The sequence below is a fragment of the Actinomadura opuntiae genome, from assembly GCF_030283205.1.
Lineage (GTDB): Bacteria > Actinomycetota > Actinomycetes > Streptosporangiales > Streptosporangiaceae > Spirillospora.
In genome coordinates, this window is sequence record NZ_JASNWF010000014.1 from 66,626 (window position 1) to 91,320 (window position 24,695).

The 24,695-nt window shown below is 73.6% G+C and carries 20 protein-coding genes; 13 read left to right on the forward strand and 7 right to left on the reverse strand.

Translation table 11 applies throughout. The features are described from left to right. Positions 1–65 precede the first annotated feature (65 nt). The 3 genes from QP089_RS28530 (at position 66) to QP089_RS28540 (ending at position 2,635) form a co-directional block, all read left to right on the forward strand. Positions 66–446, forward strand: coding sequence for an Rv3654c family TadE-like protein (locus tag QP089_RS28530; RefSeq protein WP_285915553.1), 381 nt, complete (start codon positions 66–68; stop codon positions 444–446). A gap of 261 nt (positions 447–707) precedes the next feature. Then, complete coding sequence (locus QP089_RS28535; protein ID WP_285915555.1) at positions 708–1,940, forward strand: hypothetical protein; 1,233 nt, start codon at positions 708–710, stop codon at positions 1,938–1,940. A gap of 323 nt (positions 1,941–2,263) precedes the next feature. Next, positions 2,264–2,635: a hypothetical protein gene (locus QP089_RS28540; protein WP_285915556.1), complete on the forward strand. Its 372-nt coding sequence runs from the start codon at positions 2,264–2,266 to the stop codon at positions 2,633–2,635. On the opposite strand, the gene QP089_RS28545 is transcribed toward QP089_RS28540, so the two are convergent. Then, positions 2,632–4,938, reverse strand: a complete 2,307-nt coding sequence (locus QP089_RS28545; RefSeq protein WP_285915557.1) for a DNA 3'-5' helicase SftH — start codon at positions 4,936–4,938, stop codon at positions 2,632–2,634. The two genes, QP089_RS28540 and QP089_RS28545, sit on opposite strands and share 4 nt — an antisense overlap. A 248-nt stretch (positions 4,939–5,186) precedes the next feature. Here QP089_RS28545 and QP089_RS28550 point away from each other — a divergent pair, with 248 nt between their 5' ends. The 4 genes from QP089_RS28550 (at position 5,187) to QP089_RS28565 (ending at position 11,149) form a co-directional block, all read left to right on the forward strand. After that, positions 5,187–5,540 carry an STAS domain-containing protein gene (locus QP089_RS28550; RefSeq protein ID WP_021597910.1) on the forward strand — a complete coding sequence of 118 codons (354 nt, stop codon included), beginning with the start codon at positions 5,187–5,189 and terminating at the stop codon, positions 5,538–5,540. Positions 5,541–5,556: 16 nt separating this feature from the next. Beyond that, the gene (locus tag QP089_RS28555) at positions 5,557–5,997 is read left to right on the forward strand and encodes an ATP-binding protein (RefSeq protein ID WP_285915562.1); all 441 of its coding nucleotides are present in this window, start codon (positions 5,557–5,559) and stop codon (positions 5,995–5,997) included. A 1,797-nt stretch (positions 5,998–7,794) separates the two neighbouring features. Then, on the forward strand, positions 7,795–10,320 hold the full coding sequence (locus QP089_RS28560; protein ID WP_285915563.1) for a sodium-translocating pyrophosphatase: 2,526 nt from the start codon (positions 7,795–7,797) through the stop codon (positions 10,318–10,320). 361 nt (positions 10,321–10,681) lie between these two features. After that, a complete protein-coding gene (locus tag QP089_RS28565; RefSeq protein WP_285915564.1) occupies positions 10,682–11,149 on the forward strand; it encodes a SixA phosphatase family protein in 468 nt (155 codons plus the stop codon). Between the two features lie 4 nt (positions 11,150–11,153). Here the strand turns inward: QP089_RS28565 and QP089_RS28570 are convergent, their stop codons facing one another. Beyond that, positions 11,154–13,403 (reverse strand): FUSC family protein, encoded by a 2,250-nt coding sequence (locus tag QP089_RS28570; RefSeq protein WP_285915565.1) that lies wholly within the window; start codon positions 13,401–13,403, stop codon positions 11,154–11,156. Between the two features lie 170 nt (positions 13,404–13,573). On the opposite strand from QP089_RS28570, the gene QP089_RS28575 reads away from it, so the two are divergent. Together QP089_RS28575 and QP089_RS28580 are read left to right on the forward strand one after the other, a co-directional pair. Next, positions 13,574–14,074 carry a VOC family protein gene (locus tag QP089_RS28575; RefSeq protein WP_285915567.1) on the forward strand — a complete coding sequence of 167 codons (501 nt, stop codon included), beginning with the start codon at positions 13,574–13,576 and terminating at the stop codon, positions 14,072–14,074. A gap of 38 nt (positions 14,075–14,112) precedes the next feature. Beyond that, entirely contained in the window at positions 14,113–14,913 is an 801-nt protein-coding gene (locus QP089_RS28580) for a MerR family transcriptional regulator (protein WP_285915569.1), read from the forward strand. Between the two features lie 4 nt (positions 14,914–14,917). Here the strand turns inward: QP089_RS28580 and serB are convergent, their stop codons facing one another. The 5 genes from serB to QP089_RS28605 form a co-directional block, all read right to left on the reverse strand. Beyond that, entirely contained in the window at positions 14,918–16,126 is a 1,209-nt protein-coding gene (gene serB, locus QP089_RS28585; protein WP_285915571.1) for a phosphoserine phosphatase SerB, read from the reverse strand. Between the two features lie 76 nt (positions 16,127–16,202). Further along, positions 16,203–17,861, reverse strand: a complete 1,659-nt coding sequence (locus QP089_RS28590; RefSeq protein ID WP_285915572.1) for a serine/threonine-protein kinase — start codon at positions 17,859–17,861, stop codon at positions 16,203–16,205. A gap of 14 nt (positions 17,862–17,875) precedes the next feature. Beyond that, positions 17,876–18,901 carry an S-adenosylmethionine:tRNA ribosyltransferase-isomerase gene (locus QP089_RS28595; RefSeq protein ID WP_285915573.1) on the reverse strand — a complete coding sequence of 342 codons (1,026 nt, stop codon included), beginning with the start codon at positions 18,899–18,901 and terminating at the stop codon, positions 17,876–17,878. Further along, entirely contained in the window at positions 18,898–20,271 is a 1,374-nt protein-coding gene (locus QP089_RS28600; protein ID WP_285915574.1) for an MFS transporter, read from the reverse strand. The genes QP089_RS28595 and QP089_RS28600 overlap by 4 nt, the downstream gene beginning before the upstream one ends. Next, a complete protein-coding gene (locus QP089_RS28605) occupies positions 20,268–20,957 on the reverse strand; it encodes an SDR family oxidoreductase (protein WP_285915575.1) in 690 nt (229 codons plus the stop codon). The genes QP089_RS28600 and QP089_RS28605 overlap by 4 nt, the downstream gene beginning before the upstream one ends. A 189-nt stretch (positions 20,958–21,146) precedes the next feature. On the opposite strand from QP089_RS28605, the gene QP089_RS28610 reads away from it, so the two are divergent. The 4 genes from QP089_RS28610 to QP089_RS28625 all read left to right on the forward strand — a co-directional run bounded on the left by QP089_RS28610 (position 21,147) and on the right by QP089_RS28625 (position 24,633). Then, positions 21,147–22,286: a GAF domain-containing sensor histidine kinase gene (locus QP089_RS28610; RefSeq protein WP_285915576.1), complete on the forward strand. Its 1,140-nt coding sequence runs from the start codon at positions 21,147–21,149 to the stop codon at positions 22,284–22,286. Beyond that, positions 22,283–23,014, forward strand: coding sequence for a response regulator (locus tag QP089_RS28615; protein WP_285915578.1), 732 nt, complete (start codon positions 22,283–22,285; stop codon positions 23,012–23,014). Before QP089_RS28610 ends, QP089_RS28615 begins: the two co-directional genes overlap by 4 nt. Before the next feature lie 36 nt (positions 23,015–23,050). Continuing rightward, a complete protein-coding gene (locus tag QP089_RS28620) occupies positions 23,051–23,842 on the forward strand; it encodes a PP2C family protein-serine/threonine phosphatase (RefSeq protein ID WP_285915579.1) in 792 nt (263 codons plus the stop codon). Between the two features lie 341 nt (positions 23,843–24,183). Beyond that, a complete protein-coding gene (locus QP089_RS28625) occupies positions 24,184–24,633 on the forward strand; it encodes a DUF2752 domain-containing protein (RefSeq protein WP_285915580.1) in 450 nt (149 codons plus the stop codon). Positions 24,634–24,695: the final 62 nt, after the last annotated feature.

The window sequence follows — 24,695 nt, forward strand, 5'->3', positions numbered from 1 at the left end:
GCGGTACGCGGACTGCGGAAAGGCGCTGCCGCTGTGGGTCGGAGAGAGGAGATCAGGAGGTGTGGATGGGTGTAGGGCGGTGGTGGCGGAGCGATCGGGGTGCGGGGACGCTCTGGGTGGTGGCCTTCATGGCCCTCATCTGGGTCGGTGGCGTGGTGGCCATGGAGGTCGGTGGAGTGCGGGCGGCCCGGCATCGGGGTGACGCCGCGGCGGACCTCGCGGCGCTGGCGGGGGCGGCGCGCGTGCCGGACGGGTCCGCCGCCGCCTGCGGTGCGGCGCGGGAGATCGCGCGCCGGTCCGGTGCGCGGATGGCCCGCTGCGCGGTGCGCGGCGAGATCGTCGAGGTCTCCGTGACGGTCGCGCTGCGGGCGCCGGTCGGGGACGGTGCCGTCCGCATCGAGTCGCGGGCCCGGGCTGGCCCCGCGGGGCGGGACGGCGTAACCTGAGCCGGTGCGACTCGTTGCACTGAATGTCAATAGGGAGGTGGCTGAGGTGGAGCCGGTTCCTGCTACCGCTCTGTCACCTTCCTGTGACTTTTCCTACCGTGCGGTACGTTACGCTGCCCTGAGCCCATAGTCATCACTCGGCACAGTGCGCCCCGCGAGCGTCGTTCTCGGCGGGTGGAGATGCAGGACGCTGTCGAAGGGATTGAGGCCGTGACCATCATTCGCAGGATCGGTGCAGTCGCACTCGCGGCGCCCCTTGCGATGAGCATCCCGGTCCTCGGTGCCGCGCCCGCGGGCGCGGCCACGACGGCCGTGATCAGCCCGGCGAACGGCGCGGTCATCACCAGCGGCACGAGTGTGACGGTCAAGGCGCACTACGACTTCGCGCTCAAGATGCAGCTGCGCGTCGACGGCCCCGGCATCGGCGACACGTTCCTGAAGGAGAGCAGCTGGGCGGGCGACCTGTCGGCCCCGCTGGAGCTGCGCCGCAACGGCAAGTACAAGGCGTACCTCAAGGGCTCGATCACCGGGCAGGTCTACGACACCAACGTCTTCACCGTGCGGATCGCGCCCGCCGCGCCGACCGGTGTGTCCGCAAGGGTGTCGGGCGGCAAGATGGTGGTGAAGTGGAACCGCGGCTATGAGGACGACCTCCTCGGCTACGCCCTGTCGGGTTCCGGGGTCGGCTCCAAGTCCGGGTCGTTGGCGTCGCTCTGCTCCGGTACGGAGTGCAGCGCCAGCCTGTCGCTGACGAAGTCGAGCGGAACGGTCTCGGTGGGTGTGCGGGCCAGGCGGTCCACCGGCGGCGGCGGATCGCTGTACTCGTCCACGTCGACGGCCAGCGCCGTCGCGGGGAGCGGCACCGGAAGCCTGCCCTCCGGCAGCGCGCCGTCGCTGCCGTCCGGCACGTCCGCGCCGAGCACGTCCACCCCGCTGACGCCGTTCAACAACGAGTCGCCGGTCACGCTGCCGTCCGTCCAGCCGGACGGCGCGACGCCGGGCTTCACCTACCCCGCGCCGAAGATCGCGACGGACGCGCCGAAGGCGGTGAACGTCGCCTCGACCGACCGGTTGCAGTGGGGCAAGAGCGTCGGGATCGCGCTGATCCTGCTGATCGTCGCGGGCCACCTCGGCATGTGGACGCGGCGCCTGCGGGTCGCCCAAGTGGGGGCGAGCAGCCTCGGCACCGCGGCCCGGATCGCGCGCGGCGGGACCGGGCGCAAGCGCGTCAAGGCCGCACGCGAGCAGATCGCGCGCGCGGAGGCCATCGCCAAGACGGCGCCGGTGAAGCCGGACGGCAAGGGAGCCCGCGCCGGCGACACGATGGTGATCGGCCCGGCGCAGAAGGCGAAGCCGAAGAGCCGCACCGGCCGGCGACCGGCGACGGTCGGCCAGCCCCGCGGCGGCGTCGACGTCCAGATCGGCAAGCCGGCGTCCGCCAAGTCCGCGACCAAGCGCCGCTCCGCCACCACCCGAGGCCGCCGCCGCAAGTAGCCCCGCTGCAAGTAGGACCGCAGCAGTAGCTGGCAGTAAGTAGCTCGGCTGCAGGTAGTCGCGCTGCAGCTAGCTCCGCCGCAAGCAGCCCGGCAGCAAGTAGCCCGGCAGCAAGTAGCCCGGCAGCAAGGAGCTGGCGGCAGGTAGCCGCGCCGCAAGTAGCCGACGCTGCGCGTAGCCCTCGCGGCTGCGTTTTCGGGTGGTGGACCGGGTGCCGTGCTGCGTGCTCGTACGAGGCCCGGGTTCGTGGGGTGGCGGGGGATTTGTCGGGGGGTCTAGGCTGCCTTGCCAGTTTCCCCGGCACGGGAGAGGAGACCCTCCGCATGATCATGTTGGGGTTGGTCGTCACGCTCGCCGCCATCGTCGCGGGTGTGGCCGTCATCCTGGACAACACCGGTGAGGTGCACGTGACCGCGTTCGGGCACGAGGTGCCCGGCGTCACGCAGGAGTGGCACCTGTTCCTGGCCGGCGCCGTCGTCGCCATCGTCTTCATGGCGGGCGCCGGCATCGCCGCACTGGGGTTCCGGCGCACCATGGACATGCGCAGGGAGCTGCGGGATCTGCGCGAGGAGCACGAGGAGTCGCTGCAGACCCTGGAGCTGGAGCGCCGCAAGCTGCAGCAGGCGCTGGAGCAGGCCCGCCGGGGCCTGGACGAACAGCCGTCCGTCCCCGCCCAGCGCGTCGCCCCGAACTAGGGAGCCGCTTCCAGAAGGACGGCCAGGAGCGTCAGGGCGCCCTGCTTGTCCAGGGGTTCGTTGCCGTTGCCGCACTTGGGGGACTGGATGCAGGACGGGCAGCCGGACTCGCATTCGCAGGAGGCGATCGCGTCGCGGGTGGCGCGCAGCCAGGCGGACGCGTCGCCGTAGCCCCGTTCGGCGAAGCCGGCGCCGCCCTCATGGCCGTCGTAGACGAAGACGGTGAGCAGGCCGGTGTCGGGGTGGACGGCGGTGGAAACACCGCCGATGTCCCACCGGTCGCACGTGGCGTACAGGGGGAGCAGGCCGATCGAGGCGTGCTCCGCGGCGTGCGCGGCGCCCGCGAGGTCGAGGTCGCCGAGGGCGTCGACCTGCGATTCGGAGAGCGTCCACCAGACGGCGCGGGTCCGCAGGGTGCGGGGCGGGAGGTCGAGGGGTTTCTCGCCGAGCATCTCGCCGGTCTGGACGCGGCGCATCTGGTAGGCGACGACCTGGCTGGTGACGTCGACGGTGCCGTAGCAGAGCGTCGCGTCGCCCCAGGAGGTCGAGCGGAGCCGTTCGGCGATGGTGATGTCGGTGACGTCGCGAGCGGTGGTGGAGTAGTCGGGGTCGGCGGCCTCGACGAGGGCGACGGAGTCGTCCAGGTCGAGGGTCTGCACGATGAACGACTCGCCCTGGTGGATGTAGACGGCGCCGTCGTGGACGGTCGTGTGCGCGGACGCCTCGTCCACAGTGCCGAGGAGGCGTCCGGTGGCGGCCTCGACGACCTGGATGGGCGCGCCACCGGCGCCGCGGATGTCGGCGAGGTCGCACGCCTTGTCGCGGCGCGTCCAGAACCAGCCGGCGGGGCGGCGCCGCAGGAACCCGCGGCGGACGAGGTCGGGGAGCAGATCGGCGGTGGACGGCCCGAAGAGCGCGGCGTCGTCGTCGGTGAGGGGCAGCTCGGACGCAGCAGCGCACAGGTGGGGTTCGAGGACGTACGGGTTGTCGGGGTCCAGGACGGTGGCCTCGACGGGCGTCCCGAAGATCGCCTCGGGGTGGTGGACGAGGAAGGTGTCGAGGGGGTCGTCGCGGGCCACGAGGACCGACAGTGCGGCCTGCCCGGACCGTCCGGCGCGCCCGGCCTGCTGCCAGAGGGACGCGCGGGTGCCGGGCCAGCCGCAGACGAGGACGGCGTCGAGCCCCGACACGTCCACCCCGAGTTCGAGGGCGTTCGTGCTGGCCAAGCCCACAATGGAACGGGAGCGGAGCGCGGCTTCGAGGGCGCGGCGCTCCTCGGGGAGGTACCCGGCGCGGTACGCGGCGACCTGCTCGGCGAGCGCGGGGGCGACCTCGTGCAGGGCGCGTTTGGCGCCGAGCGCGACGGATTCTGCGCCGCGGCGGGACCGGACGAACGCGAGGGTCTGGACGCCCTCGACCACGAGGTCGGCGAGGAGATCGCCCGCCTCGGCGGTGGCGGTCCGGCGGACGGGCGCGCCCTGCTCGCCGCGCAGGTCGGTGAGGGGCGGTTCCCAGAGCGCGAACGTGGCGGGACCGCGCGGCGAGGCGTCGTCATCGACCGCGACGACGTCCACGCCGGTGAGGCGGGACGCGGTCGACGCCGGCTCGGACGTGGTCGCGGACGCCAGGACGAAGGTGGGCGCGGCGTGGTAGCGGGCGCAGATCCGGCGGAGCCGGCGCAGGACGTGCGCGACGTGCGAGCCGAAGACGCCGCGGTATCCGTGCGCCTCGTCCACGACGACGTAGCGGAGCCGGCGCAGGAACGACGACCAGCGGGAGTGCCCGGGCAGGATCGACCGGTGCAGCATGTCCGGATTCGTCAGCACATAGTTGGCGTGCTGGCGGACCCAGGCGCGCTCGTCCCGGGGGGTGTCGCCGTCGTAGGTCGCGGCGCGGACGCGGGTGAGGCGCAGGCCGCGCAGCGCGCGGAGCTGGTCGGCGGCGAGCGCCTTGGTCGGCGACAGGTACAGGACCGTCCCCTCGCGGCGGTGGTCGTCCTCGCCCGCATAGATCGCCTCGATGGCGGGCAGCAGGTAGGCGAGGGACTTTCCGGACGCGGTGCCTGTGGCGATGATCACAGAGCGGCCGGCGCGGGCGTGCTCCGCGGCGGCCGCCTGGTGCTCCCACGGGGCCTCGATCCCGGCGGCGGCCAGCCGGTCCACCAGCAGCGGGGGCGACCACGACGGCCACGGTGCACGACGGCCCTCACGTGCGGGAACGCGCTCCACATGGGTGATGCGGTCCCGCCGGGACGGGTCGGCGAGCAGCCGGTCGAGAGGGGTTGAAGATCTTTGGGCGGCCATCAGGTTTTCAGTTTGCCAGCCGGGGCAAAACTACGGGAACGCCCCGGCGCCGGTGGGCCCGTCCCCCCGGTCCTCATGTGTGGATCAGCAGGTCAGACGGGACGGCGCGAACTTTCGCCCGACTGGTCGATAACGTGCGTGCGCCGCGCCGGAGCGTGGTTGAATCTCGGCGAAGTCTCGCCGCCCGGGCCGCCGCCGCGGAGCCCGGAGCGCGGGATCGGATTGTGCTGCACGGCGCTGGAGGATTTGTGGACCTGAAGGTGAACGACTACACCACCGACGATGGCCTCACCGTCATCAACGTGGAGGGCGAGATCGACGTCTACACGGCGCCGAAGCTTCGCGAGAAGCTCATCGACCTGGTCAACAAGGGCAAGTTCCACCTGCTCGTGGACATGGAGAAGGTCGAGTTCCTGGACTCCACCGGTCTCGGCGTCCTGGTCGGCGGGCTGAAGCGGGTCCGCGCGCACGACGGCTCGCTGGAGCTGGTCTGCACCCAGGAGCGCATCCTCAAGATCTTCCGGATCACGGGGCTGACCAAGGTCTTCGGCATCCACGACTCGATCGCCGAGGCCGAGGAGAAGCGCAAGGGCGCGAAGTAGGCGGCCTGACACCACGATGGCGACCGTTGAACTGTCCTTCAGTGCGCTGCCCGTCCATGTCCGGACCGCCCGCCTGATCGTGACCGCGGTGGCCCGCCGCAGCGGCGTCGCCGAGGCGCTGCTGGACGAGGTCAGGCTGGCGGTCGGCGAGGCGTGCTCGCGGACCGTGGAGGCGCACCGCCTGCACTGCCCGGACGAGCCGGTCCGGCTCGAGCTGACCGGCGCCGGCCGCCGCTTCGAGGTCACCGTGAGCGACACCGTTCCCGGGGACGACGCGGCGGGCGGTCCACCGGCGCCCCCGGACGCCGACGACCTGGACTTCGGGCTGGGCGAGGGCACCGCCGAACTCGGGCTCGCCGTCATCGCCGGGCTCGCCGACGACGTGGAGATCGCCACTACACCGAAGGGCGTCCAGATCAGGATGAGCTGGCCCGCGGAGGCGGAGGCGACCATCTGAACCCGGCCGCGGTGCGGGAGGGATCTCCCCGCCCGGCACCGACCGGCCCGTCCCCCAGAGCGCAGGCGAAGGCCCCGCCCCCGGCGGGGCCTTCGCCATGCCCGCCCCTCGGCCTCGCCCGCCCCACCCCCGCCTCCACGCCAACCCGGTCTCCGCCGCGTCTGCGCCGACCCGGTCGTCACCGTGCCCGCGCCGGCCTGGTGTTCGCTGGGCGCCCAGCCGCCGCGCCGTTTCCGGCGGTGGCGCGCCGCCCGGCGCCTCCGCAGCACGTCCGGCGGCCGGTCCGGCCTGCGGCCCTGGCGGGCCCGCCGCCATTACCGCAAGCCGAGCCATCAGCGGGCCGTCATCCAGGGGATCGGTGGCGTGCTGGTGCTGCTGGCCATCTCCGTCGCGCTGTGGTGGTGGCACCTGCGTCGTTCTGGTGTTCGCCGTGCCCGCCTCCAGTCGGCCATCGCCGCCTGGGAGCGAGCTGGTGGCGGGTGCAAACGACCTTGCTCTGGTGCGGCCCGGCTCGATGAGCTCATGCGTTTTGGCGGCATCATTGAGCGGCAGGACCTGGACGACGTACGGACGGGACAGGCAGTCCTTGGCGAGGGTAGGGACAGCGCTTCGAGGCACGGTGTGGTCGGCTCGATGGTGATGCGGCGTCCGGCCGCGAAGGCGGTCGCCGCGAGTGCGGTGTCCGTACGGTCCACGGCGGTCACGAGAAGCCCGTCCGGACGCAGCACGCTCAGCGACCGCTCGCTGTCCCCTGGCCTCCGACGGTGAGGCCGCCGGTGGCCTCGGTGAAGTCGGCCGTCCGATAGTCTGCCCTCTCGTCGGCGCCGAGCGAGCGGACGAAGGCATGCTCGCCGTCACGACGATGTGGCGCGCCACGCGCCTCGGCGATCCCGCGCGGCGACGTGGCCGAGCCCGCCCCGTCCCGTGCACGAGGACCCGGTCGCCCTCTCGCACTTCGTCGCTGTGGCGCCCGCGCTCCTGCGGCCCTTCCTGCGCTCCCACGCCGTCCTCTCGCGCTCCCGCCGCGTCCTCCCCGCTTCGGCGGCGCCGCTCGTCACATCGGCGGCGTTCTCCCGCGCTTTGACGGCTCCCTCCGCGCTTCGGTGGCGTTCACGAGGCGTGTGACGCCCGGTGCGACCTCGTCCACGTCCTCGACGCGTTCCAGCCGAGGACGCCGAGGAGACTTCCGGGCCGCTGGGGACCGCGCGCGGAGCGGACGTCACAGGGCGACCCGCACCGAGGCGTGGGACCGCGGGTGGCGTGCGCGTGTTGGCGCAGGGCGGTGGTGTGGGGGGCCGGTGGTCGGTTGGGGGGGTGTGCGTTGGTGTTCGGGGTCGGGTTTGAGTTCGGCGGGTGGCGCTAGTGCTGGGGGTTGTGAGGGGCCTGGGGCGGAAGGGGCGGTGGCGTGTGAGATTCTCTTCAGGGATTGATCTTGAATCGCCCGGATTTGGGTCTGGACATATTGCGTGTTAATGCCTAGCTTAATGACGAGGCGGTCCGGCCGGGCGAGGTGCTGCGGCGCCGTCAAGGTGGCTGCGGGGTAATACTGTGCTTACCCGGACCGACCTGCGGAAATAACTGCCGACCGGGTTCAAAGGTCAAATTACGGCGTAATGCGGATTGCTTTTCCGTGACATCCTCATCAAGGGTCTGGCGGCCTTCTCATTCGCCGTTCGCGTGCGTAGACTCCCGGCACCCGCGCTGCCGTGCGAGGCGTTCGAAATCAGGACTCGCGGGGTAGGCGGTAAAGATCGTCTTTTGACGGTCGAGTCGCAACACCCCTGTCGAGGAGGACGGATGTCTGGGCTTTCCCTGTCAAGCCCGGCCACTGCAGCAGCAGACGTGGATCTCGGCGGCGGCGACCTGTCACTGGTCGTCGTCGTCGCCGTGGTCGCGTTGCTGGCACTGGCCGTCGCCGCGGGCCTGGTACGCGATGTACTGGCCGCGGGTCAGGGCACCGAGAAGATGCAGGAGATCGCGCACGCGGTCCAGGTCGGCGCGAGCGCCTACCTGAAACGCCAGTTCCGCACGGTCGGCGTCTTCGTGGTGCTCATTCCGCTGGTGCTGCTGCTCCTGCCCGCCGACTCCTGGAGCGAACGCATCGGGCGGTCGGTGTTCTTCGTCATCGGGGCGGTGTTCTCGGCCGTCACCGGCTTCACCGGCATGTGGCTCGCGGTCCGCGGCAACGTCCGGGTCGCGGCGGCCGCCCGCGAGGAGGGCGGCGAGAAGACCGCGATGCGGATCGCGTTCCGCACCGGCGGCGTCGCCGGCATGTTCACCGTCGGCCTCGGCCTGTTCGGCGCGGCGATCGTCGTGCTGGCCTACCAGGGCGACGCGCCGAAGGTGCTGGAGGGCTTCGGGTTCGGCGCCGCGCTGCTCGCGATGTTCATGCGGGTCGGCGGCGGCATCTTCACCAAGGCCGCCGACGTCGGCGCCGACCTGGTCGGCAAGGTCGAGCAGGGCATCCCGGAGGACGACCCGCGCAACGCGGCGACGATCGCCGACAACGTGGGCGACAACGTCGGCGACTGCGCCGGCATGGCCGCGGACCTGTTCGAGTCGTACTCGGTGATGCTGGTCGCCGCGCTCATCCTGGGCACCGCGGCGTTCGGCACGCAGGGCCTGGTGTTCCCGCTGCTGGTGCCGATGATCGGCGTCATCACCGCGGTGATCGGCATCTTCGCGGTGATGCCGCGCGACGGCGACCGGTCCGGGATGACGGCGATCAACCGCGGCTTCTTCATCTCCGCGATCATCTCCGCGGTGCTCGTGGCGATCGCCGCGTTCACCTACCTGCCCTCGTCGTTCGCCGACCTGGACGGCGGCATCCACAACGTGGACGCCGACCCCCGCTGGGTGGCGCTCGGCTCGGTGATCATCGGCATCGTGCTGGCGAGCGCGATCCAGCTGCTGACCGGCTACTTCACCGAGACCAACCGCAAGCCGGTGCGGGAGGTCACCGACAGCTCCCGGACGGGTCCGGCGACCGTCATCCTGTCCGGTATCTCGCTGGGCCTGGAGTCGGCCGTCTACACCGCGCTCGTCATCGCCGCCGCCGTCTACGGCGCGTTCCTGCTCGGCTTCGGCAACACCACCGTCGCGCTGTTCGCGGTGGCGATGGCCGGCACCGGGCTGCTCACCACCGTCGGCGTGATCGTCTCCATGGACACCTTCGGGCCCGTCTCCGACAACGCCCAGGGCATCGCGGAGATGTCCGGCGACGTCCAGGGCGAGGCCGCGAAGGTCCTGGAGCGGCTGGACGGGGTCGGCAACACGACCAAGGCGATCACCAAGGGCATCGCGATCGCGACGGCGGTGCTCGCCGCGACCGCGCTGTTCGGCTCGTTCGGGACGGCGGTCAACTCCGCGCTCGCGGACGCGTCCAAGAGCGCCAAGGACGCGATCGGCTCGCAGTTCAACCACGGCATCAACCTGTCGATCGACAACCCGAACGTGCTGATCGGGCTGATCATCGGCGCGGCCGTCGTGTTCCTGTTCTCCGGCCTGGCGATCATGGCGGTGGGCCGGGCGGCCGGGCGGGTCGTGGTCGAGGTGCGCGAGCAGTTCCGCACCAAGCCCGGGATCATGGACTACACCGAGAAGCCGGACTACGACCGGGTCGTGGACATCTGCACCCGGGACGCGCAGCGCGAGCTGGCCACCCCCGGACTGCTGGCGATCCTGACGCCGATCGCGGTCGGCTTCGGGCTCGGGTACGCGCCGCTCGGCGCGTTCCTGGGCGGCGCGATCGCGGCCGGGGTGCTGATGGCGGTGTTCCTGGCCAACGCCGGCGGCGCCTGGGACAACGCCAAGAAGGTCGTCGAGGAGGGCTTCCTCGGCGGCAAGGGCAGCCCGGCGCACGAGGCGACGGTGATCGGCGACACGGTCGGCGACCCGTTCAAGGACACCGCCGGCCCCGCGATCAACCCGCTGATCAAGGTGATGAACCTGGTCGCGCTGCTGATCGCGGACGCCGTCGTGACCTACGCCGACAACTACGCGCTGCGGGTCGGCGTGACGGTCGTGGCCGTCGGCATCGTCGTCGCGGCGATCGTGATCTCCAAGCGCCGCGCCGACCCGATCGCCCCGTCGGTCGAGGCGGGCGGCGACGCGGCGGCGTCCCCCAGCGCCGTCACGGGCGGCGAGGGCGCCGGCGGTGAGGTCGCGGGCGGCGGGAACGCCGAGGTCGAGGCCACGGCGCCCGAGCAGGCCGGCGCTCCCGCGCAGGAGGCGACCGGGCCCGAGGGGGCCGCGGTCGGCGCCGACGCGAACGGCGCCGCGACCTCCGGCAAGGCCGACGAGTCCCCGGCCGGGGCGTCCTGACCCGGAGCGACTCCGAGGGGCCGGTGGCATCGCGCCACCGGCCCCTTTCGCGTTCGCCCGGATGGCGTCCGGAGCACGCGGGACCGGCCCCTTGCGCGTTCGGCCCGGGTGGTGTCCGGAGCACGCGGGACCGGTCGTACGCTGTACGCGGGAACGGCGAGTGGAAACGGGAGGCGCTGTGGCGAGCGGCGACAAGCCGGCCCTGTCCGGGGGCAAGGGGTTCGCGCTGGTGCTCTGCGGGATGCTCGGCATCCTGCTCCTGCTGTGGGGGCTCGCGGCGCTCGTCGCGCCGTGACCCGCGCGGGCGTGAGCTGGCACGACGGTGCCCGGGGCGTCCGGACGCGGCACTAGGGTGGCGGGCATGCCGACGCTCATCGTGCTCCGCCACGCCAAGGCCGTCGCGGAATTCGGGACGCCCGACATCGAACGGACCCTCAACGACCGCGGGCGGCGCGACGCCGCGGCGGCCGGGGAGTGGCTGCGCGCCGAGGGGCTCGTCCCCGGGCGGGTGCTGTGCTCCACCGCCGCGCGCACGCGCGAGACGCTCGACCTGCTCGCGCTCCAGGCCGACACCGACTTCGAGGGCCGGATCTACGACAACGACCCCGACGTCCTGATGTCCCTCGTCGCCGAGACGCCGGACGACACCGGGACGCTCCTGCTGGTCGGGCACAACCCGTCGGTGCACCAGCTCGTCCACGACCTGACCGGGCAGGCGCCGGAGCAGTTCCCCACGTGCGCGCTCGCGGTCGTCGACCTGCCGGGGCCGTGGGCGAACGTCCGGCCGGGCCTCGGCACGCTGGTCGCCTTCCGGACCCCGAAGGACTGAGCGCTCACGAACGCCGCCCGGCCGCGGCCAGCGAGGCGTTGATCACCCGGCCGGTGTCGCGGCGCAGCGACCTGATCGTGTAGCGCGTCCCGGACACCTGCAGCAGCGCGTGCCGCAGCGGCGTGAACTCCTCCCGCCCGACGCCCGACTTGATCTCGGCGCGGCGCCGCTTGGTGAGCGTCGCCAGGTAGGAGTCGAGGTCGGCGAGCTCCTCCTCCAGCTCCTCGGCGGGCGAGCGCGTCTTCAGGTCCTCCTCCGGCGGCTCCTCCAGCAGCGCGGCGGCCTCCTCCAGCTGGTCGGCGAGCCGGTCCAGGATCTCCGGCACCGGCCCGGTGTCGACGGCCTCCTCGCGGGTCACCCGGGCGACCGCGATGAGGTGGTCGCGGACGCGGTGCGCGGCGCGGACGGCGTCGCGCAGCCGGCCGATCAGCTCGGTGTCGGGCACCCGCTCGTGCCGCAGCCGGTCCCCGGTCTCGGCGACGGCCTCCGCGGACCGCTCCGCGGTGACGACCTTCTCCTGCGGCAGCCGGACCCGCTCGCCGCCCGCCACGTCCGCCGCCGCCCGGACGAGGTCGGCGTGCACCGACAGCATCCGGCCGAGCTGGACGGGCAGCCGCTCCAGGTGCCCGGCGGGCCACAGCAGCCGGACGGCGAGGAACGACAGCACCGTCCCGCCGGCGACCAGCCCGATCCGCTCCCCGGCGATCCGCCAGTCGGCGGGCGCGGAGAAGTCGAGCAGCATCATCGCCAGCGGCGTGCCGAACAGCCCCCAGTAGGCGAAGTTGATCGGCCGCAGCGCGAACCCCGCCAGCGCGAAGACGAACACGATCAGCGCGACGGCCGGCTGGACCGGCGCCAGCGTCAGCACGACCGCGGCGACCACCGACCCGGCGGCGGTGCCGCCGACCCGCTGCACCAGCCGTTCGACGGTCTCGCCGTAGGTCGCGCGCAGGCTCAGCATCGCGGTGATCGTCAGCCAGTGGCCGTGCGGGATGTGCAGCCCGGCGGCCAGCGCCATCGACACCACCGCGGTCACGTACACCCGGGTGACCTGCCGGAACAGCGGCGACCGGGTGCGCACGGCGCGCCGGGCCTGCTCCAGCGCCGACATCGGGTGCGGGGCGCCGGGCATCCGCGGCGGCCCGATCCCGATCCGCAGGCCCCCGGCGATGACCCGGCGCGCCGAGGACGTCTCGCCGGCGATGCGGTCGATGGACCGCCGCACCTGCCCGATCAGCGACACCGCGATGAGGTCCTCGTCGCCGGCCAGCCCGGCGCGCCTGATCTGCTCGGCGAGCCGCCCCATCCGGCGGACGGCGGCGGAGTCCTCCCCGCCGAGCGGCGCCTCGCCGTTGGTGGCGATCGCGCCGGCCAGCAGCCGCAGCCGGGCGGCGAGCGCGGACACCGCGGTCTGCGTCTCCAGCGTCCATTCGCGGTCCGGCGGGTAGTTCTTCGCGGCCTCCAGGACGGCCTGCAGCGTGACCGTCTCGTGCAGGACGCGGCCCAGCGCGTCGATCAGCCGTTCCGGCCGGGTCGGCTCGCCGCGGCCCCGCCCGGACCGGTAGAGCCCGTAGGTGGCGCGGGCGTCGGTGAGCGCCTCGGACGCGGCGCGCCGCCGCTCCTCCCAGTCGGGCATCCGGGTGACGGCGAGCAGGTCGGGGTTGGTGAGCTCGACGGCCTCCAGCGGGCTCGGATCGGGGGCGCCGACGTCCTGCCCGATGGCGTCGAGCGCCTCGGCGACCCGGTCGGCGGCCTCGGCGAGGGCCTCGCGCAGCGGCCGCAGCCGCCGCACCGGCCAGGGCACGAGCAGCAGGCCCATGGTGAGCAGCCCGCCGATCAGCTCCAGCAGGCCGATCCCGATGACGTCCGCCGACGGCGGCCGGATCGCGCTCAGCAGCACCGCGAGGCCGGCCGTCGACCCGATCCGCGGCACCGCGACGCCGAGCGCGATCAGCGGCGGCACCACGACGACCGCCGGCCAGGTGTGCCCGCTCAGCAGCCCGCCGACCGCGGACCCGATCGCGACCATCAGCACGCCGCTGGCCAGGTCCCGCGCGCGGTTGCCGTAGGGCCCCTCGGGCGCCCGCAGCGCCACCAGGTACGCGCCGAGCGCGATCATCGAGCCCTGCGCGGCGTGGCCGGTCAGCGACCCGGCCAGCAGCGGGATCGCCATGGCGAGGGCCGCCGCCAGCCCGTAGAACGGCGCCGTCTGCCCGTTGATCTGGGCGTACGCCGACCGCGCACGCTTCAGCACCGCTCCGGCTCGCCTTCCCGACTCGTCCCGGCGGCCCCGGCGGGTTCCGGTGACCGCACGACCCACTCCTACCCCGAAACCCCCGCGATGATCGTTACGGGGCGGGAGGCGGGCGCGGTCGCGGTCGCGGCTTGACCCTGACGTCGCGGGAGGGTCGACGATCTCGGGTCATGAGCGAGTACGTCAGCCCCGTCCCCCTTCCGGCGGCCGATGCGGTGCCTCCCGAGCCCTACCGGGAGATCTACGGCATGCCGGTGTTCGTCACCGTCCCCACCCGCGACCTGGAGTCGTCCAAGGACTTCTGGATCCGCGGGCTCGGCTTCATCGACCTGTTCTCCGTCCCGGGCCAGGTGACCCACCTGCGGCGCTGGGCGTTCCAGGACGTCCTGCTGGTGCCCGGTGAGCCGGGCGAGCCCGGCGGTGGGGCGCCGGCGGTGAGCGTCAGCTTCGCCTGCGTGCTCGGCCAGATCGACGAGATCGCCGCGCGCTGCGAGGAACTGGTGCCGGGATGCACGAGCGGGCCGGTGGACAAGCCGTGGAACTCCGTCGAGCTGGAGGTCGTCACGCCGGAGAGCGCCCGGGTCGTGATGACGGCCGCCAGGCCGCTCGACCCGGACGGGCCGCAGGCCGCCTGGATGCGCGAGGCGGGCCTCGAGGTCCCGCGGCCGTGAGCGCGCAGGTCACCGGCCCGGTGCGCGACACTGGGCCGGTGACGCATGCCGAGGCGGACGGGCTGACCGTCGGACGGGCCGCCGCGCTGGTCGGGGTCAGCGTGAAGACGCTGCACCACTGGGACGCGGTCGGGCTCGTCAGCCCGAGCGGGCGCACCCGCGCCGGGTACCGGGTGTACTCGGCCGACGACGTCGCCCGCATCCACCGGGTCCTCGTCTACCGGGAGCTGGGCTTCCCGCTCGCGGAGATCGGCCGGATCCTCGACGACCCGTCCGCCGACGCCCGCGACCATCTGCTGCGGCAGCGGGCCGCGCTGCTGGAGCGCGCCGGGCGCCTGCGGGAGATGGCCCGCGCCGTCGACCGGATGCTGGAGGCGCTGGACGCCGGGCTGCGGCTGACGCCGCGGGAGCAGGTCGAGATCTTCGGCGCCGACTGGCGTCCCGAGTGGGTCGGGGAGGCCAGGGACCGCTGGGGCGGCACCCGGCAGTGGGTCCAGTACGCCGAACGCGCCGCCGGGATGACCGCGCAGGACTGGAAGGACGCCGTCGCGCGGACCGAGGCACTGAACGCCGACCTCGCCGCCGCCCGACGCGCGGGCGTCGCCCCCGGCTCCGCCGAGGCGAATGCGCTCGCCGAACGGCACCGCACGCTGATGTCGACGTACTTCGACTGCACGCATGCGATGCACGTCTGCCTGGGACGGATGTTCGCCGAAGATCCCGGATTCGCCGCGTACTACGACGCGATGGCGCCGGGCCTCGCCGGCTGGCTGCAGGACGCGATCTCCGCCAACGCCGAGGCGCACGGCACGGATCCCCGCACCGCCGCCTGGGAGTGAGCCCTCAGGCGTCCCGGGCCGCGTCGGCGGCGTCGGCGGCCTCGACCTCCTCGCGGGAGATGCCGAGGAGGAACACGATCGTGTCGAGGTAGGGGACGCTGACGGCGGTGTCGGCGGCCTGCCGGACGACCGGCTTGGCGTTGTAGGCGACGCCGAGCCCGGCGGCCTGGAGCATGTCGAGGTCGTTGGCGCCGTCGCCGATCGCGACGGTCTGGCTGACCGGGATGCCGGCCTCGGCGGCGAACCGCCGCAGCGCCGCGGCCTTCCCGGCCCGGTCGATCACCGGTCCGGTGACGCGGCCGGTGAGCTTGCCGTTCTCGATCTCCAGGGTGTTCGCGGCGGAGTAGTCGATGCCGAGGTCGTCGACCAGGGCGTCGGTGACCTGCGTGAACCCGCCGGAGACGATCGCGAACTTGTAGTCCAGGCGCTTGAGCGTGCGGACCATGGTGCGGGCCCCGGCGGCGAGTTTCAGCCGGTCGCGGACGTCGTCGATCGCGGCCGCGTCGAGCCCGGCGAGCAGCGCGACCCGCTCGCGCAGCGAGCCCTCGAAGTCGAGCTCGCCGCGCATCGCGGCCTCGGTGACCTTGGCGACCTCGTCGAGGCAGCCGGCGTGCTCGGCGAGCAGCTCGATCACCTCGCCCTGGATCAGGGTGGAGTCGACGTCCATGACGATCAGCCGCTTGGCGCGCCGGCTCAGCCCGCCGTGCTGGACGGCGATGTCGACCTGCTGCTCGGCCGCCTCGACGGCGAGCCCGGCGCGCAGCGTGTCGGGGTCGGCGCCGGAGACGTCCATCTCGATGCAGGTGACCGGGTTCTGCGCGAGCCGCTCGATCCGGTCGATGTTGGCGCCGTGCGCGGAGATCCGCCCGGCGATCCCGGCCATCGCGGCGGGCTTGAGCGGGGCGCCGAGCACGGTGACATGCAGCCGGCCGCCGCGCTTCGGCATCCGCTTGTTGCGGCCGGTGGACAGCTCGATCTCCATGTCGAGATCGTTGGCGACCTTCTCGGCGGCGTTCCACACGCGGCCGATGTCGGCGCCCTCGGTGTAGGCGAGCAGGACGCCGAGGACGAGCCGCCCGCGGATCACGACCTGCTCGACGTCGGCGACGGTGAGCGGGAACTGGGAGAGTGTGCGGAACAACCGCGACGTCACGCCGGGGCGGTCGCGTCCGGTGAGTGTGATGAGCAGCGTTCGCTGTGCTGACCCGTCCATAGCTGTCCACAACGGTACCGGCCGGCGCGCACCCCTCGTGCGCGAGGTCCGCCATGCGAGACGGCCCGCGCCCCGGTCAGCCGATCTCGCAGACGGCCAGGTCGTCGAACGCCGCGGACATCGCCGGGACGTCTCCCCCGCCGGGCGCGGCTTCCAGGCCGATGCGGCCCGGGCCCAGCGGCCCGCGGGCGTCGGTCGCGTCGATCAGCCGGTGCCCGTTCACCCAGAGCCGCAGCCGGACCTTCCTGCCGCCGTTCTCGTCCTCGCAGGTGATCTGGACCTTGTTGGCCTGCTTTAGCGACCGGATCGGGCCGCTCTCCGCCAGCTCCTGAACGCCCTGCTCCGGGCTGGCCTTGGTGAGCACCGCCCGCCGGCCGTCCTCCCGGACCGTGAAGGCGTACCGGCGGCCCGTCATGCCGGGCGTGTCGGCCACGGCGCGGCAGTCGACCCCGTACCAGCCCTTGCCGGGCGGGCCCTGCCCGCTGACCTTGACCGTCACCAGTGCGCGCGCCGGGATCTTGGCGATGTCCAGGGGCGCCGGAACCCAGTTGGCGTCGGTCGTCCCCGAATCCACCAGGTAGTCGCCGCTGCCGTAGCCGGAGCCCTTCTCCTCGCCCGCGGTGTGGTTCAGGCCGCCCGGCCAGCCGCCGTTGGTGTCGGTGAAGTCGTCGCCCCAGACCCGCGTGACGTCACCGGACGGCCCGGTGTCGGGGCCGGTGCCGACGCCGCGGGCGATGAGCGCCCCGGCCGCCACCGCGACGACCACGGCCGCCGACACCGCGCCGGGCAGCAGCGAACGCCGGTTCGGTTGCGCAGAGGCCGGCGGGGCTGGCGGGACCGCCGGGGCCGGCGTCCGCTCCTCGGTCCAGTCGGCGCGCACGGTGGCCTCCAGCGTCGCCGGGTCGTCGGGACGCACGTCGCCGACCAGCTGATCCAGCAGCTCGCCGGCGGACGGACGGTCGCGCGGGTCCTTGGCGAGCGTGGCCAGGGCGAGCCCGCGCAGCTCGGGGTCCAGGCCGTCCATCACCGGCTCGCGCGTCTGGATGTGATGGAACGTCTCGGCGGTCGTCCGGCCCCGGAACGGCGGCCGTCCCGTCCCCGCGAAGGCGACCACGCACCCCCAGGCGAACACGTCGGACGCCCGCCCGGCGGGCTCCCCGAGCAGCACCTCGGGCGCCATGTAGGACGGCGTCCCGACGAACTGCCCGCTGCGCGTCGGCCCGCCGGGTTCGTCGAGGGGCCGCGCGATGCCGAAGTCGATCACTCGCGGGCCGGTGGGGGACAGCAGCACGTTCGCCGGTTTGAGATCGCGGTGCACGATGCCCGCGCGGTGGATCCCGGCCAGCGCGGTCGCGACGCCGACCGCGAGGCCCTCCAGCGCCGATCCGGCCAGCGGTCCCCGTTCGGCGACCGCGCGGTCCAGGCTCGGGCCGTCGATGTACTCGGTGACGAGGTAGGGCGGGCGCCGGTCGAGGTCGGCGTCGATCAGCGGCGCGGTGCAGTACCGCCGCACCCTCCGCGCGGCCGCGACCTCCCGCCGGAACCGCCGCAGCGCGTCGCCCTCCCCCGCGAGCTCTGGGTTGATGACCTTGACGGCCACCCGCTCCCCGCCGGGGCCTTCGGCCAGGTAGACCGTCCCCATCCCGCCCTGCCCCAGGCGTCCGAGCAGCCGGTACGGCCCGATGCGCCCGGGATCGTCCGGCCGTAAGGGCTCGGGTTCGCCGCATCGGGCCACCCGCGGGCCGAGGGTCAGGGGAGCAGGAGGTTGAGGTCGCCGAATTCGTGCCAGAGGTAGTGGGCGTCCAGGGCGGCCTGGTAGGTGGCGGACAGCAGGGGGCGGCCGGCTATGGCGGTGAGCATCATCAGGTGGGACGAGCGGGGTTCGTGGAGGCCGGTGAGGAGGCCGTCGACGGCGCGGACGCCGCGGTCGGGGGTCACGATGTGCTCGGTCCAGCCCGAGGACGGCCCGACGTGGCCGGAGGCGTCCACGGACGTCTCCAGGGCGCGGACGGCGGTGGTGCCGACCGCGATGACGCGGCCGCCGCGGGAGCGGACGTGGGAGACCAGCGCGGCGGTGGGCGCGGGCACCTCGTAGCGCTCGGCGTACGGGGGTTCGTGGGCCTCGGGGGACGCGACGCCGGTGTGCAGGGTGATCGGGGCGATCAGGACGCCGCGCGAGACCAGCCGGGTGACGAGTTCGGGGGTGAAGGGGCGGGCGGCGCTCGGCATCTCGGCGCTGCCCGTCGAGCGGTCGTGGGCGAACGCGGTCTGGTAGGCCGACGCGGGCCAGTCGCGGCGGACGTACCCGTAGCGGATCGGGACGCCGTGGTCGCGCAGGTAGGGGACGACGTCGGTGCTCAGGCGGGCCTGCCAGAGCCGGTGGGTGCGGCGGCCGATGAGGGTGAGGGTGGCGCCGCCGGGCATCGGGATCCATTCGCCGGGGCTGCCGCCGCCGTAGGGGAGGCTCGCCTTGCCGGACAGGCGGCGCAGTTCCACGATCCAGTCGCGGTCGTCGGCGCCGGGCAGGGGCGTGGAGAAGTGCACGCTGATCCGGTCGAGGCGGACGGCGGCGGGCAGCGTGGCGGAGGTGTTGACGACGAGGAGGTCACCGGGGTCGAGCAGCGACGGCAGGTCGCGGAAGGCGTGGTGGGAGACCTCGCCGGTGCCGCGCCGGCCGACGAGCAGGCGGACGCCGTCGCGGGTGCGCCCGCGCGCCTCCGGGGGTTCGTGCGCTTCGAGGGACGGCGGCAGGGTGAAGTCGAGGATGTCGGTCATTTCCGGGCCTCCAGGCGGAGTGCGGCGATCACGCCGGCGGCGGCGATCGCGGCGAACATCGCTCCGGCCGCGCCGAGCCCCAGGTGGAGCCGGCCGGTGCCGAAGCCGGTGACGAGCGCGCCCGCGGCGCCCACCACGAGGGACGAGCCGAGGGTGTCGGCGATCTGCAGCGCCGAGGAGTTGACGCCCTGCTCGTCCTCGGGCGAAAGGTCGAGCATCAGGACGCTGAGGCTGCCGATCGAGAAGCCCATGCCGGCGCCGCCGACGATCCAGGCGGGCACGGCCGCCCAGCCGGACAGCTGGAGCGCGACGGTGACGGCGACGATCCCGACGAGGACGAGCACCGCTCCCACCAGCGCGAAGAACGTCCGGGACCGTTCCGACCGGCCCTGGATCTGGGACGCGGCGGACCATCCGAGCCCGCCGACGGTCAGCACGACGCCGGCCGTCGTGGCGCTGAATCCGTGCAGGGACGTCAGCGTCAGCGGGATGAAGGAGTCGGCGCCGAAGAACGCGCCGGACAGCAGCGCCCGGACGAGGACGACGCTGGGAAGCCCGCGGCGGAGCCGGAGCGTCCCGGCGGGCAGCAGCTGGGGCAGCCCGTAGCCGAGCCCGGCGAGGCCGATCAGGGCGGCGGGGAGCATGGTCCAGCCGGTGCGTCCGAGGCCGTAGAGGAGGAGCCCGGCGCCCGCGGCGGCGGCGATGGCGGCCGTGTAGCGGGCGCGGCCCGCCGCGTCCGGTGCGGTGTCGGAGCGGCGGACGCCGCGCAGCGTGGGCGTCAGCAGCAGCGCGGGCGGGATGACCAGCGGGATCAGGCCGAGGAACACCCAGCGCCAGCCGACATGCTGCGCGACCGCGCCGCCGACGGCGGGGCCGATCAGCGACGGCAGCACCCACGCGGCCGACAGCGCGGCGAACACGCGGGACCGCAGGTGCTCGGGGTAGACGCGGGCGATCACGACGTACAGCGCGACCATCGGGACGCCGGAGCCGAGGCCCTGGATCGCGCGTCCGGCGACGAACAGCCACATCGTCGGCGCGGCTCCGGCCACCGCGAGCCCCGCGACGAACACGGCGAGACCGACCATGAACGGGCGGGCCGGGCCGAACCGGTCGACCCAGCCGCCCGCCAGCACGGTGGACAGCAGGCTCGCGATCAACGTCGCGCTGAACCCCCACGCGTACAGCGACAGGCCGTGCAGGTCGCCGGCGACGGCGGGCATGACGGTCCCGACCGACATGGACTCGAACGCCAGGAGGGTGACGACGAGGACGATGCCGAGGGTGGCGATCCGGTACCCGCCGCTCATCACCCCCTGGCGCGGCCGTTCCCCGGCGGCCGCCTCCTCCGGTTCGATCACGGTGGTCATCGCGGGTCCGCCAGGTCCGCGGCGCGGTACCGGCCGCTGGCGGGCCGGCCGTCGACCAGCCGGTGGAACGCGGCCGCGGCCTCCTCGGGCGGCGGCGCGGCGTCGGCGTCCTCGCCTGCGGCGCGCAGCATGTCGGTGCGCATCTCCCCCGGGTCCGCCCACCACACCCGCACGTCCGGCTCCTCGGCCGCGAGGACGTTGGACAGCTGCTCCAGCGCCGCCTTGGACGACCCGTAGCCGCCCCACGTCGCGTAGTTCTCGACCGCCGCGTCCGAGCTGACGTTGAGGATCGCGCCGTGCCGTTCCCGCAGCGCCGGCAGGACGGCCTGGATCAGCGCGAGCGGCGCCAGCACGTTGACCGCGTAGGTCTCGGCGAGGTCGGCGACGGGCTGGTCCGCGAGCCGGGGCAGCGGCGTCGTCCCGAGGCTGCTCGCGTTGTTGACGAGCAGGTCGAGCCCGCCGGCGACCGCGCGGGCGAGGTCGGCGCGGTGCGCGGCGTCGGTGACGTCCCCGGCGACGGCCGTGACGTCACCGCCGATCTCGCGGGCCGCCGCGTCCAGTGCCGCCGCGTCGCGGCCGTCGATGACGAGCCGCCAGCCGTCCCCCGCCAGCTCGCGGGCCAGCGCCCGCCCGAGGCCCCGCGACGCTCCAGTGATCAGTGCTGTCTTCGTACCGGCCGTCTTCATGCCCTCGACGTTAGGAATCCGCAGGGTTTCCGGCATCGGCCATCGGCCCCCGAGCCCGCTCCGCAAATGGTCGTAGGACCCCGGACCCCCCATGCCGGGGCCCGCGTCCGGAGGCGCGGGCGCAAAACCGAGTACGGTCTTCACATGTGCGCGCCGGACGGCGCGCGAAGGGGGAGGCGAGAAGCCGCGATGGGCGACGCGGAAGGGCTCGGAACCGGGCAGGGCGCGACCCTGCACGCGGTGAGCTCCGCCGTGCTCGCGGTCACCCGCCATCTGTCGGTGCACGAGGTGCTGCAGGTCATCGTCCGGGCGGCGGCGCAGCTGCTGGACGCCCGGTACGCGGCGCTCGGCGTGCCCGACGACGAGGGCTCGTTCGCCGAGTTCGTCGTCGAGGGCGTCTCCGAGGAGGACTGGGAGCGCATCGGCCCGCTGCCCCGCCAGCACGGCATGCTCGCGGCGATGCTGCACGGCGACACGCCGAAGCGGCTGCCCGACATCCGCAAGGAGCCGGAGTTCGAGGGCTGGCCCGTCGCGCACCCCGTCCTGAAGGACTTCCTGGGCGTGCCGATAGAGGACGGCGAGGACGTCCTCGGCATCATCTTCCTGGCGAACAAGAAGCGGCCCGGCGGGTTCACGCAGGACGACCAGGACCTGCTGGCCCTGTTCGCCGCGCACGCCGCCATCGCGATCACCAACGCCCGGCTGTACGAGCACAACCGCGAGCTGACGGTCGTCGCCGAGCGCAACCGGCTGGCCCGCGAGCTGCACGACGCCGTCGCGCAGAAGCTTTTCTCGCTGCGGCTGACGGCCCGCACCGCGTCCGCGCTGGCCGAGAAGGACCCGGCGCGGACCGTCCGGGAGCTGGAGCAGGTCGAGCGGCTCGCCGCCGACGCGCTCGCCGAACTGCGCGCGGTCATCTTCGAGCTGCGCCCGGCGGACCTCGCCGACGGCCTGGTCGCCTCGCTGCGCAAGCACGCCGAGGTGCTCGACCGGGCGCACGACACCGCCGTCCGGTTCACCGCCGCCGAGCCGGTCGTCCTCGCCGAGGACCAGGAGGCCGTCGTGCTGCGGATCGCGCAGGAGGCCGTCTACAACGCGCTGCGGCACGCCGGGGCGCGCACGGTCGACGTCAGCCTCACCGTCGACGACGGCCGCGCCATGCTCGAGGTGGCCGACGACGGATCCGGCTTCGACGCCCTCGACGGCGACCAGCAGGGCGGGCTCGGGCTCGCGTCGATGCGCGACCGCGCGTGCTCGATCGGCGGGACGTTCGCCATCGACGCCGCCCCGGGCCGCGGGACGACCGTCCGCCTGGAGGTGCCGCTGTGACGCCACTGGCGGGACCCATCCGGGTGCTGATCGCCGACGACCATCCGGTCGTCCGGCAGGGGCTGCGGACGTTTCTGAGCATCCAGGACGACATCGAGGTCGTCGGCGAGGCCGCGGACGGCACTTCGGCCGTGACGCTGGCCGAATCGCTGGAGCCCGATATCGTGCTGATGGACCTCAAGATGCCGGGCGCCGACGGCGTGACCGCGCTGACGGAGCTGCGGGCTCGGGGAGTGGGGGCGCGGGTGCTGATCCTGACCAGCGTCACCGAGCGCGGGCACGTGCTGCCGGCGGTGCAGGCGGGCGCGGCCGGCTACCTGTACAAGGACGTGGACCCGCGCGCCCTCGTCCAGGCGATCAGGGCGGTGCACGACGGCCATGTGCTGTTCGCTCCGGACGCGGCGGAGGCGATGCTGCGCACCGGATCCGAGGGCGGGCCCGGGCGCGGGCCGGCCGACCGCGGCCTGGGCGCGCTCACCGAACGGGAACGGGAGGTGCTGGTGCACATCGCGCGCGGCAGGTCCAACCGGGAGATCGCCCGCGCGCTCGTGGTCTCGGAGAAGACGGTCAAGACGCACGTCAGTAATCTGCTCATGAAACTGGGAGTGCAGGATCGGACGCAGGCGGCGCTGTACGCCGTCCGGCACGGCATCGGCCACGACGGCGGCCGGGACGGCGCCGGCGGGCGGGACGGTGCGGACCGGGCCGGGGAGGCCGCCCGTGAGTGATACAACTCCTCTGACAGGATCGTCATCGAAATCGGTATGAACGTAGCAATCAGGTACGCAGCAGGCAGTGACATCGGGTGCAACCGAGAGAACAACGAGGACTCGGGCTACGCCGGTGCGCGGTTGATCGCGGTCGCGGACGGCATGGGCGGCTATGCCGGCGGCGAGGTCGCGAGCTCGACCGTCATCGGCTCGCTGCGCTCGCTGGACACCGGCGCCCACGGTGACGACCTGGTCGAGAGCCTCGGCCGCGCGGTCGCGGAGGCCAACGAGAAGCTCCGCATCGTCCGCGAGGAGCGGCCCGACCTGAGCCGGATGGGCACCACCCTGACCGCGATGCTGTGGTCGGGCGAGTCGGTGGCCCTGGCGCACATCGGCGACTCGCGCGGCTACCTGCTGCGCGACGGCGAGCTGTTCCAGATGACCCAGGACCACACGATGGACGAGCTGCTGAAGGCCGAGGCCGAGCAGGCGGGGCAGACCGCCGACCCGGCCGAGACCTCGCGGCTGTCGCACGTGCTGTACCGGGTGCTGGACGGCAGGGACGACCGCGAACCGGACCTGCGCCTGCGCGAGGCCCGGCTCGGCGACCGCTACCTGCTGTGCTCGGACGGCCTGAGCGGCCCGGTGGAGGCGCAGCGCATCTACGAGCTGCTGTCCGCGGAGGCCGATCCGCAGCGCGCCGTCGCCGCGCTGATCGAGGAGGCCCGCGCCAACGGCGGCCCGGACAACATCACCGCGGTCGTGGCGGACGTCGTCGAGGCGGAGTACCACACCGACGCCGGCGGCCCGGTGGTCGTGGGCGCCGCCGCGTCGTCCCAGTCCTGACCCCGCGGCGCCCCACCGCCGCCGCGTCCGCCGCGTCCGGCGCTGCGTCCGCCGCCGCGTTCACGACTTCGCCGTGGCGCCGTCCACCGCCGTCCACGTCCGTCCACCGCCGTCCACGGCCGTGCCCGCCGGGCCTCCCGGTGCCCCGCGGAGCGATTCATGGACCGGTAACCGTAAAGCGTGCCCGCATACCTGGCGTTTTGTCCTACTCTTGCACCGAGGTGGACTCAGCATGCCCGCGGTAACGGTCCCGTCCCGGATCGCCGCCCGGTCTTGACCCGCCTCCGGGTGGACCCGGTATACGGGTCACTCAGCTGTATGTCTTCGAGGCGGAGGATTCGTTGGGGGGAGCGCCCGGGGCGGCGGCCGCCGGAGCACCGGACGGTGCGCTCGGCAGGCTCGTCAGCCGGACCCTCACCGCAGCGCGGCACGGCCCGCGGGGCGCGATGCTGCGCGTTGCGGCGATGGCCGTTGCGGCCGTCGGCGTCTCATGGATCCACCGCCTCCACGACCCCGGCGTGCTCTGCCCCTGGCGGGCGCTCACCGGTCTCCCGTGTCCCCTGTGCGGGGGGACCACCGTGTTCGTCGAGCTCGGCGCGGGCCGTCCGGTCCGCGGCGCGCTGGCGAACCCGCTGGCCCTGACCGGTGCGATCGCCGTCGCCCTCGCCCCGCTGGGGCTCGGGGGACGGTGGTGGGCACTCCAGCCGAAGACCCGTGCCCGCATGCTCGGCACCGCCCTCGCCGGGTCGGAGCTGTGGCAGCTCGTCCGGTTCGGTGTTCTGCGGGTTTGAGCCGCGGTCGATCGTCGGTCAGACTTGCGGAGCCCTCCGGGTCCGGCGGGCGTCACATATCC

Coding starts and splice junctions, on each gene's coding strand:
- QP089_RS28605 (WP_285915575.1), bottom strand. CDS start 20,957: ATGAAGACGGCCGGTACGAAGACAGCACTGATCACTGGAGCGTCGCGG.
- QP089_RS28545 (WP_285915557.1), bottom strand. CDS start 4,938: ATGGCCGCCCAAAGATCTTCAACCCCTCTCGACCGGCTGCTCGCCGAC.
- QP089_RS28575 (WP_285915567.1), top strand. CDS start 13,574: ATGAGCGAGTACGTCAGCCCCGTCCCCCTTCCGGCGGCCGATGCGGTG.
- QP089_RS28555 (WP_285915562.1), top strand. CDS start 5,557: ATGGCGACCGTTGAACTGTCCTTCAGTGCGCTGCCCGTCCATGTCCGG.
- QP089_RS28530 (WP_285915553.1), top strand. CDS start 66: ATGGGTGTAGGGCGGTGGTGGCGGAGCGATCGGGGTGCGGGGACGCTC.
- QP089_RS28620 (WP_285915579.1), top strand. CDS start 23,051: ATGAACGTAGCAATCAGGTACGCAGCAGGCAGTGACATCGGGTGCAAC.
- QP089_RS28540 (WP_285915556.1), top strand. CDS start 2,264: ATGATCATGTTGGGGTTGGTCGTCACGCTCGCCGCCATCGTCGCGGGT.
- serB (WP_285915571.1), bottom strand. CDS start 16,126: ATGGACGGGTCAGCACAGCGAACGCTGCTCATCACACTCACCGGACGC.
- QP089_RS28610 (WP_285915576.1), top strand. CDS start 21,147: ATGGGCGACGCGGAAGGGCTCGGAACCGGGCAGGGCGCGACCCTGCAC.
- QP089_RS28560 (WP_285915563.1), top strand. CDS start 7,795: ATGTCTGGGCTTTCCCTGTCAAGCCCGGCCACTGCAGCAGCAGACGTG.
- QP089_RS28565 (WP_285915564.1), top strand. CDS start 10,682: ATGCCGACGCTCATCGTGCTCCGCCACGCCAAGGCCGTCGCGGAATTC.
- QP089_RS28535 (WP_285915555.1), top strand. CDS start 708: ATGAGCATCCCGGTCCTCGGTGCCGCGCCCGCGGGCGCGGCCACGACG.
- QP089_RS28595 (WP_285915573.1), bottom strand. CDS start 18,901: ATGACCGACATCCTCGACTTCACCCTGCCGCCGTCCCTCGAAGCGCAC.
- QP089_RS28600 (WP_285915574.1), bottom strand. CDS start 20,271: ATGACCACCGTGATCGAACCGGAGGAGGCGGCCGCCGGGGAACGGCCG.